The organism is Streptosporangium sp. NPDC006930, from assembly GCF_040635605.1.
Classification (GTDB): Bacteria; Actinomycetota; Actinomycetes; order Streptosporangiales; family Streptosporangiaceae; genus Streptosporangium.
In genome coordinates this window covers 36,520-50,816 of record NZ_JBEYID010000021.1, presented here as the reverse complement: position 1 = coordinate 50,816, position 14,297 = coordinate 36,520, and the positions used below count along the sequence as shown (strand labels likewise).

Genomic DNA, 14,297 nt, shown 5'->3' with positions numbered 1-14,297 from the left:
ACGTGGCAACGCTGCCGGCGGCATAAGCGCGGCGGCGCGCGCCTTGCCTGACTGTCCCCCAAGTCAGGAAAGGACCCTCCATGTCCCCACGCCCTCGGCCGTGGGCCAGGCTGCTGACCGCAGTCCTGCTCATCACCACCGGCGTCGTGGCCACCGGATCGACGGCCCAGGCGGTCACCGGATCGGCCACCGGCGCGGCGGCCCGCGCGATGATCGACATCCCGGCCTCCGACTATCAGCAGGTCGCCCTGGCCAGGGGCTCCGGCTCGCTCGGTGAGGCGATGTCGCTGACGGTGCTGCCCGACAGGTCGGTCCTGCACACGGCGCGTGACGGCACGATCCGCCGTACGACCGCGGCCGGGAGCACCGCGACGGCCGGCAAGCTCAACGTCTACACGCATGACGAGGAGGGGCTGCAGGGCATCGCGGCCGACCCCGCCTTCGCCACCAACCGTTACGTGTACGTGTACTACTCGCCAAGGCTGAGCACCCCGAACGGTGACGCGCCCACCACCGGCAGCGCGGCGACCTTCGACCAGTGGAAGGGGCACCTGAATCTCTCCCGGTTCACCCTCAAAACTGACAACACCCTGGACATGGCGAGCGAGAAGGTCGTTCTGCAGGTGGCGAACGACCGTGGCCAGTGCTGCCACGTGGGCGGTGACATCGACTTCGACGCGGCGGGCAACCTGTACCTGACCACGGGCGACGACACCAACCCGTTCGAGTCGAACTCCTACACCCCCATCGACGAGCGCACCGACCGCAACCCGCAGTTCGACGCCCAGCGCTCCTCGGGCAACACCAACGACCTGCGCGGCAAGGTGCTCCGCATCAAGCCGCAGGCCGACGGGACCTACACCATCCCCAGCGGCAACCTCTTCGCCCCGGGCACGGCCAAGACCCGCCCTGAGATCTACGCGATGGGCCTGCGCAACCCGTTCCGCATGTCGGTCGACAAGGCCACCGGCATCGTCTACCTGGGCGACTACGGGCCGGACGCCGGCAGCAGCAACTCCAGCCGCGGCCCGTCCGGCCAGGTGGAGTTCAACCGCATCACGGCCCCGGGCAACTACGGCTGGCCGTACTGCACCGGCACCAACACCACCGCCGAGACCTACAACGAGTACACCTTCCCGTCCGGACCCTCCCAGGCGAAGTACAACTGCACCGGAGGCCCGACGAACAACTCGTTCCGCAACACCGGTCTGACCACCCTGCCCGCGGCCAAGCCCAGCTGGATCCGCTACGGCGGCGACGCCGGATCGCCGCCGGAGTTCGGCAGCGGCTCCGAGTCGCCGATGGGCGGCCCGGTCTACCGCTACGACGCGAACCTGAACTCGGCCGTCAAGTTCCCCGCCTCGCTCAACGGCCGCTACTTCGCCGGTGAGTACGGCCGTCGCTGGATCAAGGCCATCGAGGTCACCTCCTCGGGGGCGCCCGGCGAGATCTCCGCCTTCCCGTGGACCGGCACCCAGGTCATGGACATGACCTTCGGCCCCGACGGCGCCCTGTACGTTCTCGACTACGGCACAGGCTCGGGCAACCAGGCCCTCTACCGCATCGAGTACATCGGGGGCGGCAACCGCAACCCGATCGCGAGGGCCGCCGCGAACAAGACCTCCGGGGCCGCGCCGCTCGCCGTCACCTTCTCCTCGGCCGGCAGCTCCGACCCCGAGGGCGGCGCGCTCACCTACTCGTGGAACTTCGGCAACGGGGCCACCTCCACCGCGGCCAACCCCACCTACACCTACACGACAAACGGCACCTACACCGCCACGCTGACCGTGCGGGACTCCGGCGGGCTGACCGGCACCGCCAACGTCACCATCACGGTCGGCAACACCGCGCCCACGGTGAACTTCGCCCAGCCCGTCAACGGGCAGCTGTTCTCCTTCGGTGACACGGTGCCCTTCCAGGTCAACGTGAGCGACCCCGAGGACGGGACCATCGACTGCAGCAAGGTCACGGTCACCTACCTCCTCGGCCACGACAGCCACGCCCACCAGATCACCAGCAGGAACGGCTGTTCGGGAAGCATCGCGGTCCCCACGGACGGTGAGCACGACAGCGCCGCGAACATCTACGGCGTCTTCGTCGCCAGCTACACCGACAAGGCCGGCCTGACCACCGAGAGCACGCGCACCCTGCAGCCTCGCCATCGCCAGGCCGAGCACTTCGGCGCCCAGTCCGGCGTCCAGCTCGCCGACCACGCCACGGCCGAGGGCGGCAAGACCGCGGGGTTCATCGACAACGGCGACTGGATCTCCTTCACGCCGTACGCGCTCGGCAACGCGACCTCCATCACCGCCCGCGTCTCCTCCGGCGGTGCCGGCGGAACGCTTGAGGTGAGGGCGGGGTCGGCCACCGGTACGCTCCTGGGCACGGTCACCGTGCCGGTCACCGGCGGCTGGGACACCTTCAGGGACGTCTCGGCCAACCTGAGCAACGTTCCCTCGGGCACCAGCACGCTGTTCCTCGTCTTCAAGGGCGCGACGGGTCAGGGCAACCTCTTCGACCTGGACGCCTTCACCCTGAACACCGGCGGCGGCACCGGCACCACGGTCGAGGGGGAGGCCTACACCTCCAGCTCCGGCGTGCAGTCGGTCACCCACGCCGGAGCCAGCGGCGGCAGCACGATGGGCCACATCGAAAACGGTGACTGGGCCGGCTACAGCACGCTGACCGCGTCCGGGGCGAAGACCTTCACCGCGCGCATCTCCTCGGCGGGTGCGGGCGGCACCATCCAGATCCGCGCCGGCTCGCAGACCGGGACGATCCTCGGCTCGGTGGCGGTACCGGTCACCGGCGGCTGGGAGACCTACCGGAACGTCACCACCACTCTCACCGGGACGGGCTCAGGGGCGATCTTCCTCACCTTCACCGGTGGCTCCGGCTCACTGTTCGACATCGACACCATCACGATCACCAAATGACGAATCCCCGGCGCGGCACTTCGCCGCGCCGGGGATTCTCACGTACCCGAAAGGACAGCGATGCGTAGTCTCATCGCACGCGGGCTCGCGGTAGCCGCTGCGGCCCTCACGGCGGCAGCGACCGTGCTCGTCCCCGGCGCGGCCCAGGCCGCCGCCCCGTTCGACGTACTGGTCTTCTCCAAGACGGCCGGATTCCGCCACGACTCCATCCCGACCGGCATCCAGACCATCAGGGACCTGGGCACGGCGAACGGCTTCACCGTCACCGCGACCGAGGACGCGGGAGCCTTCACCACGGCCAACCTGGCCACGTACGAGGCCGTGATCTTCCTCAGCACCACCGGTGACGTCCTCAACAACACCCAGCAGAGCGCGTTCGAGAGCTACATCAACGGCGGTGGCGGCTACCTCGGCATCCACGCGGCGGCCGACACCGAGTACGGCTGGGCCTACTACGGCCAGCTCGTGGGCGCCTGGTTCAGCAGCCACCCCGCGATCCAGCAGGCCACCGTGAGGACCGAGGACAACACGCACCCGGCCACCTCCCACCTCGGCGCCACCTGGAGCCGCAGCGACGAGTGGTACAACTACGGCACCAACCCCCGCTCCAACGTGCGCGTCCTGCAGAACCTCGACGAGGGCAGCTACAGCGGCGGCAGCATGGGCGGCGACCACCCCATCACCTGGTGCCGCACGCAGGGCTCGGGCCGCTCGTTCTACACGGGCCTGGGGCACACCATCCAGTCCTACGCGGAATCGGCCTTCCGCAGCCTGCTCCTCGGCGGCATCAGGTACGTGGCCGGGCAGGTGACGGCCGACTGCAGCCCGAGGACCTCAGGCACCAGCATCACGGTCGAGGGGGAGGCCTACACCTCCAACTTCGGCGTGCAGCCGGCGAACCACGGCCCGGCGAGTGGCGGCAGGACGGTGGGTTACATCGACAACGGTGACTGGGTCGGGTACTCGTCGGTGAACGTCTCCGGGGCGAAGACCTTCAGCGCCCGCGTCTCCTCGGCCGGTGCCGGTGGCACCATCCGGGTGCGCGCGGGCTCGCAGACCGGGACGGTGCTCGGTACGGTGACCGTGCCGAACACCGGCAGCTGGGACACCTTCAGGACCATCTCCACCACCCTCACCGCGACGGGTTCGGGGCCGTTGTTCCTCACCTTCAGCGGTGGCTCCGGCTCGCTGTTCGACGTGGACACCATCACGATCACCAAGTAGTGCCCGCGGCCGGCGGTCGAGTGGTACGCGCGGTGCGGCCTACTTCAGCCAGTCGGTGTAGCGGGTAAGGGCGATGCGGGCTCCGTCCCCGGCGACGAGTACGTCGCCGGGGACGGCGGCGAACATGCCGGCGGCGTCGTCGGTGGTCACCGAGCGACCGTCGCCCTTGGCGGCGAGGGTGATCCGGCCCAGTTCGTCCAGCGGGTACACGTCGGGTCCGGCCACGTCGAGGGTGCCGTTCAGGGGTGCCCCGGCCGCGACGTCGGCGACGGTGGCGGCGACGTCGTCGGCGGCGACCGGCTGGAGGGGGGTGCGGGGCAGGCGGACGGTCTCCTCGTCGGCGGTCCAGGACAGGATGGCGTCGACGAACTCCATGAACTGGCCGGCGCGCACGATCGAGTAGGGGACGGGGCCGGCCTTGAGGAGATCCTCCTGGAGGGTCTTGGCGCGGTAGTAGTCGGTGGGGACCTGATCGACGCCGATGATGGACAGGATGACGAAGTGCCTGGCGCCCGAGCGCCGGGCCGCGGCCAGCAGGTTGTCCATCGAGGTCTGGAAGAACGCGGGGGACGCCTCGTCGAAGGTCGGGGAGTTGGTCAGGTTGACGACCACGTCGGCGCCGGCCAGCGCGGCGTCCACGCCCTGACCGGTGAGCACGTCGACTCCGTTGGACAGCGAGTGCGGCACCGCCTCGTGCCCTGCCTCGTTCAGGATCTTTACCACCTTTGATCCGATCAGCCCGGTTCCGCCGATGACTGCGAACTTCATGACACGTCCTGCCCTTCCTCGATGACCCATGCCCGCTAACTCGGACATCTTCTATCCGAGATATTACACGGATATTTTTTGTCCGGGTAGTAGGGGGTGGATTAGAGTTAAGAGGTGAAGATGTCCGGTGGGGTCGAGTGGGCCCTGCACTGCTGTGTCGTACTGACCTCGGTGGAAGAACCGGCCTCGGCCGCCCGGCTGGCACAGCTGCACGACGTCTCGCCCAGCTACCTCGCCAAACAGCTCCAGGCCCTCTCGCGCGCCGGACTCGTCCACTCGGTCCAGGGCAAGGCCGGCGGCTACGTCCTCACTCGCTCCCCGGAGCTGATCACCGTGCTCGACGTCGTCGAGGCCGTCGACGGGCCCGGCCCGGCCTTCGTCTGCACCGAGATCCGCCAGCGGGGCCCGATGGCCGCCTCGCCGCAGTCCTGCACCGCCCCCTGCGCCATCAAGCGCGCCATGGCCGGCGCCGAGACCGCATGGCGGGAGGCCCTGCGGTCCGTCTCGGTGGCCGACCTGGCCCGCGACGTCAACTCCGACTACGGCCCCGGCGCGCTGGCCGGGATCAGCGCGTGGCTGAGCGCGACCGAGGACGGCCCCTGACGACCGCCCTCGCTCAGAGGTGCTTCATGACGGTGTGTGGGCAGGAGCTTTTCAAATAGTGGACTGTTGTTTGGCGTCCCATCCCAACCCTCGGTACCCTTGATCTCAAGGTCGAGAGGCGCTGCAACGGGCTCAGGTCCGCCACGCTCGGCCCTGATCTTCCGGCAAGGGCGCCTCCCACAACAGGGAGGTGGATCGATGAACGGATCTTCGAAGCACGTCGGTGAGCACGAGAGCGACTCCGTCTCGCACGCGGCCGGTGACGGCCCGCGTCCCGAAGGCGGCACACAGGGAGCCGAGGCCCGTGCGCGGGCACTGCGCGAGCTTCTGGGGCAAAGAATCCTGGTGCTCGACGGAGCCTGGGGCACGATGCTGCAGGGGGCCTCGCTCACCCCGGCCGACTACCGCAACGACCGCTTACTCGACCACCCGCGCGACGTGACCGGCGACCCTGACCTGCTGAACCTGACGCGCCCCGACGTCATCCTGGACATCCACCGCCAGTACCTCGCGGCCGGCGCGGACATCACCACCACCAACACCTTCACCGCCACGAGCATCGGCCAGGCCGACTACGGGCTGGAGTCGCTGGTGCGGGAGATGAACCTGCGCGGCGCCCAGCTGGCCCGCCAGGCCGCCGACGAGGCGGGCGGGCGCTTCGTGGCCGGTTCGATCGGCCCGCTGAACGTCACGCTGTCGCTCTCCCCGCGCGTCGAGGACCCCGCCTACCGGGCGGTCTCGTTCGACGAGGTCCGCGCCGCCTACGCCGAGCAGATCAGCGCGCTGGCCGAGGGCGGGGTCGACCTGCTCCTGATCGAGACGATCTTCGACACGCTCAACGTGAAGGCCGCGATCACCGCCGCGCGCGAGGTCGCCCCGCACCTGCCGCTGTGGATCTCGGTGACGATCGTCGACCTGAGCGGGCGCACGCTGTCGGGACAGACCGTCGAGGCGTTCTGGAGCTCGATCCGGCACGCCGAACCGCTCCTGGTCGGCGTGAACTGCTCGCTGGGCGCCGAGGAGATGCGCCCGCACGTCGCCGAGCTCGCGCGCCTCGCCGGCACCTACGTCGCCTGCCACCCCAACGCGGGCCTGCCCAACGCGTTCGGCGGCTACGACCAGACCCCGGACGAGACGGCGGCGCTGCTCGACGAGTTCGCCAGGTCGGGGATGGTCAACGTCGTCGGCGGGTGCTGCGGGACCTCGCCGGGGCACATCGAGCGGATCGCGGCCGCCGTGTCCGGCCTCCCGCCCCGCCAGGTACCGGCACCGACGGCCCGCACCCGCTTCAGCGGCCTGGAGCCCTTCGAGATCGGCCCGGACACCGGGTTCGTCATGATCGGCGAGCGCACCAACGTCACCGGCTCGGCGCGCTTCCGGCGCCTCATCGAGGCCGACGACCACCAGGGCGCCGTCGACGTCGCGCTGGAGCAGGTACGCGGCGGCGCCAACCTGCTCGACGTCAACATGGACGCCGACCTGCTCGACAGCGAGCAGGCGATGACCACCTTCCTGAACCTGATCGCGACCGAGCCCGAGGTGGCCCGCATCCCGGTCATGATCGACAGCTCGCGGTGGAGCGTGCTGGAGGCCGGTCTCAAGTGCGTGCAGGGCAAGGGCGTCGTCAACTCGATCAGCCTCAAGGAGGGCGAGGAGTCGTTCCTGCAGCAGGCGCGGATCATCCGCGACTACGGCGCCGGCGTGGTGGTCATGGCCTTCGACGAGCAGGGACAGGCCGACACCGTCGAGCGTAAGGTGTCGATCTGCGCCCGCGCCTACGACCTGCTGACCCAGAAGGCCGGGTTCGCCGCCGAGGACATCGTGTTCGACCCCAACGTGCTCGCCGTCGCCACCGGCATCAGCGAGCACAACGGGTACGCCAAGGCGTTCATCGAGGCCCTGCCGCTGATCAAGCAGCGCTGCCCCGGGGCGCTGACCAGCGGCGGCATCTCCAACCTCTCGTTCTCCTTCCGAGGCAACGACGTCGTGCGCGAGGCGATGCACTCGGCGTTCCTGCTGCACGCGGTGCGCGCCGGCCTCGACATGGGCATCGTGAACGCCGGGCAGCTCGCGGTCTACCAGGACATCCCCGCCGACCTGCTCGAACTCGTCGAGGACGTGATCTTCGACCGGCGCGAGGACGCCACCGACCGGCTCGTCGCCTTCGCCGACACGGTGAGCGGGTCCGGCACCCGCCGCGTCGTGGACCTCGCCTGGCGCGAGACCCCGGTGGAGGAGCGCCTGTCGTACGCCCTCGTACACGGCATCGTCGACTTCATCGAGGCCGACACCGAGGAGGCCAGGCAGCAGCGGGCACGCCCCCTGGAGGTGATCGAGGGGCCGCTCATGGACGGAATGAAGATCGTGGGCGACCTGTTCGGGTCGGGGAAGATGTTCCTGCCGCAGGTGGTCAAGAGCGCGCGGGTGATGAAGCGCTCGGTCGCCTACCTTGAGCCCTACATGGAGGCGGAGAAGGAGCAGGCGCGGCTGGAAGGGCGCCTGGACACCAGCCGGGGCCAGGGAAAGGTGGTGCTCGCCACCGTCAAGGGCGACGTGCACGACATCGGCAAGAACATCGTCGGCGTCGTGCTCGGCTGCAACAACTACGAGGTCGTCGACCTCGGGGTGATGGTCCCCGCCTCGGTCATCCTGGACACCGCGGTCGCCGAGGGAGCCGACGTCGTCGGTCTCTCCGGGCTGATCACCCCGTCGCTGGACGAGATGGTCACCGTCGCCGAGGAGATGCGCCGCCGCGGGCTGAAGCTGCCCCTGCTGGTCGGCGGCGCCACGACCTCGCGCCAGCACACCGCGGTCCGCATCGCCCCCGCCTACGACAACCCCACGGTCCACGTGCTCGACGCCTCCCGCGTCGTCGGCGTCGTCTCCGACCTGCTGGACGCCGACCGCGCCGTGGCGCTGGAGGCGAGCAACCGCGCCGACCAGGAACGCCTGCGCGAGCAGTACGCGAACAAGCAGCGCACCCCGCTGCTGAGCGTCGAGCGGGCCCGCGCGAACCCCGAGAAGGTCTCCTTCGAGGACCTGCCCGTCCCCGACTTCACCGGGATCCGCGTCGTGGAGCCGGACCTGGCCGTGCTGCGGGAGATGATCGACTGGCAGTTCCTCTTCCTCGCCTGGGAGCTGAAGGGCAAGTATCCGGCGATCCTCGACCAGCCGGTGGCCCGCGAGCTCTTCGACGACGCCAACACCATGCTCGACCAGATCATCGCCGAGGGGAGCTTCCAGGCCAAGGGCGCCTACGGCTACTGGCCCGCCCACTCCGAGGGCGACGACATCGTGCTCGAACACGGCCTGCGCCTGCCGATGCTGCGCCAGCAGACGGCCAAGCCCGACGGGCGGCCCAACCGCTGCCTGGCCGACTACATCGCCCCGGCCGGAGACCACCTCGGCGGGTTCGCCGTGGCGATCCACGGCGCCGAGGAACTCGCGGCCCGCTACGAGGCCCAGAACGACGACTACCGGTCGATCATGGTGAAGGCCCTCGCCGACCGCCTCGCCGAGGCGTTCGCCGAGCACATCCACCTGCAGGCGCGGCGGGGCTGGTTCGAGCCGGACGCCGACCCCCTCATCGAGGACCTGCACGCCGAACGCTTCCGCGGCATCCGCCCCGCGCTCGGCTACCCCGCGAGCCCGGACCACAGCGAGAAGCGGGAGCTGTTCGAGCTGCTGGACGCCGACCGCCTCGGCATGGGCCTGACCGAGTCCTTCGCGATGACCCCGGCCGCGAGCGTGAGCGGGCTCATCTTCGCTCACGAGTCGTCGCGGTACTTCACCGTGGGGCGGCTTGGCCGGGACCAGGTCGAGGACTACGCCGTGCGGCGTGGCCTGGACCTCGCCGAGGTCGAGCGCTGGCTGCGGCCCAACCTGGCCTACGAGCCGGAGTGATCTGATCCGGCTTCCCCGTGTGGCGATGCGGGGAAGCCGGTCTTTTCCGGTCGGCTTGGTCAACGAATCCGTCTGGGATGTCGTGATTTTCTCGTTCTTGATCGGCTGGCTTCGACGACTGCCGATCATCAGAGGTCGCGTTTGTCGTCTCTGTGCCGGGGTGCCCTTAAACGCTCGCCTGTGTCAGAGGTGCATTCGTTCCGTCAGCGAGAAGACTTCGGCCCTGATAGTTGGTCCCAGAGCTAACGGGATGATTGGGTTTCCCGAGGAAAAGTCGAAGGGGAGGCCGGTTGACTCAGTGGCAGAGTGTGGCGAGGTCGGCGTTGATTGGCTGGCTCGATCGCTCTGGTCGCGGGCTATCGACTCAGGCATAAGGTAACCATGCGGCGGTTCAACCGTGAGTACATCGCGCCGAAGCTGGCAGCCTTTGCACCGACAAGACCGGCCTACCGTGGTTAATCAACGTGCGCCGGAAATCATGTTCGATCCTGTCCGAGTATCTTCGGGGCAGAGAATCTCATTGTCCTACTAATGCTCGCGGTAGGTGAGTGGTCGAAGGCGCGTCGCCTCGGCCGCGGAGGCATTCGTCGCGGGTAGGCGGCGGCCGGGGCGACGCGCAGTGAACACCTGACCTTCGACGTCCTGCACCGATGAGGGGCGCGGGGCTGAATCGGAAGGCGTACACGGTGCAGGCCGGTTCGGCTTCGGGTCGCGATCGGTCCGATTCCGCCGCGGCCGTGCCTGGGCGGCCTGAGAGCCGATGTCCGGCTCTCGCCCCGGGGTGCCTGTACGGTCCGGCCCGCGGAGTCAGTCGCCGGTGAAGTTGGGTTGGCGTCCTTCTTGGATCGAGGCGAAGCCTTCGCGGAGGTCCTGGGTGCCGAACATAAGTTGGTAGCCCCGGCGTTCCAGGGCGATGCCGGCTTCGAAGGAGGTGTCCAGGCCGAGGCGTACGACCTCCTTGATCTGCCGTACGGCCAGGCGCGGGCAGGCGGCGATCAGCGCGGCCAGTTCCACGGCCCGGTCGATGGCGTTTCCTTCCACCACCTCGGAGACGTAGCCGAGCCGGTACGCGTCGGCCGCGCTCAGGGGGGCTCCGGTGAGGAGGGCGTACATCGCGTTCTGCCGTCCGATGGTGCGGGGCAGGCGCTGGGTCGCGCCGCCGCCGGGTACCAGACCGATGGTGATCTCGGTCTGCGCGAAGCGCGCGTTCTCCGCCGCGATGACGAAGTCGCACTGCAGGATGAACTCGTTGCCACCGCCGAACGCGTCTCCGTTCACGGCGGCGATCACCGGCTTTCCGCTGTACCAGAACGCCTGGTGGGTGTAGGCGCGGATCGCGCCCACCACGTCGCGACCGGCCTGTTCGCTCAGGTCGGCGCCGACGGCGAAGACGGTGTCGCCACCGGTCAGGACGATCGCGCCGATGTCGTCGTCCTTGTTGAGGGTGTCGACGGCGGCGGCGAGCAGCTCACGTACCTCGGTGTTGAGCGCGTTCCGCACCTCCGGCCGGTTGAGCCGGACGACCGCGACACCGTCGCGGGGCTTTTCGATCTCGACAACTGCCATGGTGGCCTTTCTGCCGGCCCGATCACGGGCGGAGGGATGTCAGTGGTGGGACTCGAAGGTGTCCATGTTCGGGTTGTTCTTAAGCTTTCCGAAGATCTCGGAGCCGTCATTGATCCAGTGCGGGGCCCCGGGGGTGCCGGTCGCGCCGTCGAAATCGGCGACGCCGATGAAGCAGATCATGAACCAGATCAGTTCCGCCGCGAACATTTCCGGGTGCTCGCGCGGGATCCGCCCGCCGACCCGCCGGGTCCACTCGACCATGGCCGTCTCCAGGTCGATCCGGAAGCCCAACGTGGTGTCGGGGATGTCCGTGTCGTGGAAGGTCACCAGAAGCCAGTCCTTGCCCTCCTCCGCCGCGTACGTCACCCCTTCGAAGGTGAACGCGGGCCAGAAGGGCCGGTCGTGGAGGTACTCGTCCTCGGTCGGCGGGTGCGAGGTACGGCGGTTGGTGCGGTAGCGGTCGCTCAGCAGCGACCACATGTTGTCCCGGATCACCCCGAACAGCGCGGTGTCCTCGGCGCGGCCGCCGTCATGTGCGTGCCTCGTGCCGTCCCCGGCGGGATTGCCGTTCACGTTGCGTACGCTCCCTGGCTCGTCATTCCTTCGGACTGGATACGCGCCTTCATCCGCATCACCGCACGCGGCGCGTTGACCCCGGCCGCGGCGACGACCCGGCCCTCCCGGAAGTAGGTCACGAACGGGTGCCCGCCCGCCCCGGCCGTCTCGACATGGACCTCGTCGTGACCGCGCGCGTGGCCGACCATCTGGTACTTGAGCCCGTACTGGTCGGACCAGAAGTACGGCACGTCCGCGAACGCCGGAGGTTCCCGGCCCTCCTGCCCGGCCTGCCAGCTCTCGACGGCGTGCCGCGCCTGGGCCGACGCGTTGCTCCAGTGCTCGACCCGCATCCGGCGCCCGAACAGGGGGTGCCTCCAGTTGGCGACGTCCCCGGCCGCGAAGATGTTCGGCCGCGCGGTGCGCAGGGCCTCGTCGCAGCCGAGGCCGTCGGAGAGGTCGAGCCCGCCGCCGTTCAGCCAGTCGCAGGCGGTTACCGCGCCGAGCCCGAGGACGACCAGGTCGGCCGTGGTCTCCTCGCCGTCGTCGAAGGTCAGGACGACCGGGCCGTCCGGCCCTGCCGCCGACAGGCCGGTGACGGTCGTCAGCAGCCGCGTCGTGACACCGTGGGCGTGGTGCTGGTCCAGGCAGAACCGCCCCAGCTCGGCGTCGAACACGGGCTCCATCGGCAGCCGCCCCTGCACGACCAGCTCCACCGGCAGTCCGCAGGACCGCAGCGACGCGGCCATCTCACTGCCGACCAGGCCCGCGCCGACGACCACCGTGCGCGGCCGCCCGGCCAGCCGCTCCCTGATCCGCTCGGCGTCGGCGAGGGTTCGCAGGCAGTGGACCCCCGGCAGTCCCGCGAACCCCTGTGGTACGCGGGCGCGCATCCCGGTGCAGACGAACAGGGCGTCGAAGGGGATCCATTCGCCGTCGGACAGTTCCGCTCCGGCCTCCGTCTCACGGGTGACCAGTACCCGGTCCGCGTCCGGATCGAGCCGCGCGCACACCGCGCGGTCCGCGATCCGCAGCCGCAGGCCGTACTCCTTGGGGGCCGGCAGGCGGATCCCGTCGCTGGTGACCTTGCCCTGGATGAGTTCTTTGGACAGGGCGGGTTTGGAGTACGGGGCTGTGCCTTCGAGGCCGCGTACCCAGACGACTTCGCCGGTGAAGCCGCGCCGGTTGAGTTCGGTGACCACGGTGTGGCCGGCGAGCGAGCCGCCGGCCACCACGATGGTCTTCGAGGTGTTGCCCACCACGATCGCTCATTCCTCCAGGGTCAGGGCGAGGACCGGGCAGGAGGTGACCGACTGCCGGACCCGGGCGTGGACGGCCGGGTCGTCGGGGATCTCGTCCACGATGTGCAGCGTCAGGTCGTCGTCGATGTCGAAGACCTCGGGGGCGATGCCCATGCACACGCCGTTGCCATCGCACAGGTTGCGGTCAACAGTGAGTTTCATGTCGTGTCCTCACACAAGGGGTGGTCTCGCCGTTCAGAGGGCGGGCGAGGGCTTGAGGGCGCTGTCGGCCAGGTCCACGTAGTCCTGGTAGCGCTTCAGCAGCCACTGGTTGAACTGGAGGAGCGACTCCTCCTGGTAGGAGTAGCGGCCCGGACGGCGGAAGCGGGAGCGCATGCCCTTCTGCAGGGAGGCGTCCGAGCTGGCGTCCTGCTGGTGGAAGAGGACGAGACCATCCTGAGCGATCTTGTAGAGCTGCTCGAAGCGGGGGTGCTTGGTGGACTCCTCCGGATACAGGTGGCCGATGCGCAGGTTCATGTGCTCGGGCCCGTCCGGCAGGACGAGGTAGTAGAACAGGCCCTCCGGCACCGCCCCGAAGCCCAGGTTCGGCGGGATCGAGGCGAACATGACCTGGTTGCGTTCCTTCTCGGTGAGCGTCGGGATCACCGGGAGCAGGGCCTTGGCGGTCGGGTTGAAGCCGGCGTCGGCGTGATAGAAGCCGGTCGGGTGGTAGATCGCGCCCTCGTCGGGACTGATGTCGACGAAGCTGGTCAGCCTGACGTGTGCGAAGTCGTGCAGCATGCCGTGGAGATAGGCGCTGTGGTACGGCTCGATGCCGTTCTCCAACTGGGACTTCCAGTTCCAGTTGTTACCGCGCAGCTCGGCCACCGGCATGCTCACCATCTCGCCGATGTGGTAGTTCTCCAGCTCGGCGGTCAGCTTGGTGAGCGTGGGCGCGAGCGGCTTCGCGTCCGGGTCGAGGTTGGTGAAGACGAAGCCGTTCCAGATCTCGACCCGGTGCGAGGGCAGGTATGCCTCTCCCTTCAGGTTCTTGAGGCCGATGGTGTCGTTCATGGACGGCGCCGCGATGAGGTTGCCGTCCAGCCCGTAGGTCCAGGCGTGGAAGGGGCAGCGGAAGAGTTTGCCGGTGTTCCCCGACCCCTCGCACACCAGGTGGGCCCGGTGCGCGCAGATCGGACTGAGCACCCGGATCTCCATGTCCTTGCCGCGGACCATCATCAGGGGTTCGTCGCCCATGTCGACGCGCACGAAGTCGCCGGGCTTGGGGATCTCGTCGACGCGGCCGAGGCACAGCCACTGCCGCATGAAGATGGCCTCCTGCTCGAAGGCGTAGAACTCCGGATCGACATAGCACTCGCGGGGAAGGTTCCATCCGGTGGCCATGTCGCGGGAGCCCTCTTCGATGACCTTGAGGATCTGCCGGAGATGCGTTGAAACGGGCGCCTGACCCATGATGATGGTGCTCCTTAGGACTTCTGCG

General features: G+C 69.0%; 10 protein-coding genes. 4 read left to right on the top strand and 6 right to left on the bottom strand.

Features of this window, described 5'->3' with window-relative positions:
- The first annotated feature begins 80 nt into the window (after positions 1-80).
- Positions 81-2,936 (top strand): carbohydrate-binding protein, encoded by a 2,856-nt coding sequence (locus tag ABZ664_RS30155; protein WP_362517040.1) that lies wholly within the window; start codon positions 81-83, stop codon positions 2,934-2,936.
- Between the two features lie 60 nt (positions 2,937-2,996).
- Positions 2,997-4,160, top strand: coding sequence for a ThuA domain-containing protein (locus ABZ664_RS30150; RefSeq protein ID WP_362517037.1), 1,164 nt, complete (start codon positions 2,997-2,999; stop codon positions 4,158-4,160).
- A 39-nt stretch (positions 4,161-4,199) separates the two neighbouring features.
- On the opposite strand, the gene ABZ664_RS30145 is transcribed toward ABZ664_RS30150, so the two are convergent.
- Positions 4,200-4,928 (bottom strand): NAD(P)H-binding protein, encoded by a 729-nt coding sequence (locus tag ABZ664_RS30145; RefSeq protein ID WP_362517034.1) that lies wholly within the window; start codon positions 4,926-4,928, stop codon positions 4,200-4,202.
- A 120-nt stretch (positions 4,929-5,048) separates the two neighbouring features.
- Here ABZ664_RS30145 and ABZ664_RS30140 point away from each other — a divergent pair, with 120 nt between their 5' ends.
- The gene (locus ABZ664_RS30140; RefSeq protein ID WP_362517314.1) at positions 5,049-5,531 is read left to right on the top strand and encodes an Rrf2 family transcriptional regulator; all 483 of its coding nucleotides are present in this window, start codon (positions 5,049-5,051) and stop codon (positions 5,529-5,531) included.
- A gap of 198 nt (positions 5,532-5,729) precedes the next feature.
- Positions 5,730-9,434, top strand: a complete 3,705-nt coding sequence (gene metH, locus ABZ664_RS30135) for a methionine synthase (protein WP_362517030.1) — start codon at positions 5,730-5,732, stop codon at positions 9,432-9,434.
- Positions 9,435-10,241: 807 nt separating this feature from the next.
- Here the strand turns inward: metH and ABZ664_RS30130 are convergent.
- The 5 genes from ABZ664_RS30130 to ABZ664_RS30110 are packed head-to-tail and all read right to left on the bottom strand — an operon-like array spanning position 10,242 to position 14,269.
- Positions 10,242-11,000 carry an enoyl-CoA hydratase-related protein gene (locus ABZ664_RS30130; RefSeq protein WP_362517028.1) on the bottom strand — a complete coding sequence of 253 codons (759 nt, stop codon included), beginning with the start codon at positions 10,998-11,000 and terminating at the stop codon, positions 10,242-10,244.
- Between the two features lie 39 nt (positions 11,001-11,039).
- Positions 11,040-11,573, bottom strand: coding sequence for a hypothetical protein (locus tag ABZ664_RS30125; protein WP_362517025.1), 534 nt, complete (start codon positions 11,571-11,573; stop codon positions 11,040-11,042).
- Complete coding sequence (locus tag ABZ664_RS30120) at positions 11,570-12,817, bottom strand: FAD-dependent oxidoreductase (protein WP_362517022.1); 1,248 nt, start codon at positions 12,815-12,817, stop codon at positions 11,570-11,572. The genes ABZ664_RS30125 and ABZ664_RS30120 overlap by 4 nt, the downstream gene beginning before the upstream one ends.
- Positions 12,818-12,823: 6 nt before the next feature.
- Entirely contained in the window at positions 12,824-13,018 is a 195-nt protein-coding gene (locus ABZ664_RS30115) for a ferredoxin (RefSeq protein WP_362517019.1), read from the bottom strand.
- A gap of 33 nt (positions 13,019-13,051) precedes the next feature.
- On the bottom strand, positions 13,052-14,269 hold the full coding sequence (locus tag ABZ664_RS30110) for an aromatic ring-hydroxylating dioxygenase subunit alpha (RefSeq protein ID WP_362517016.1): 1,218 nt from the start codon (positions 14,267-14,269) through the stop codon (positions 13,052-13,054).
- Between the last annotated feature and the right edge of the window lie 28 nt (positions 14,270-14,297).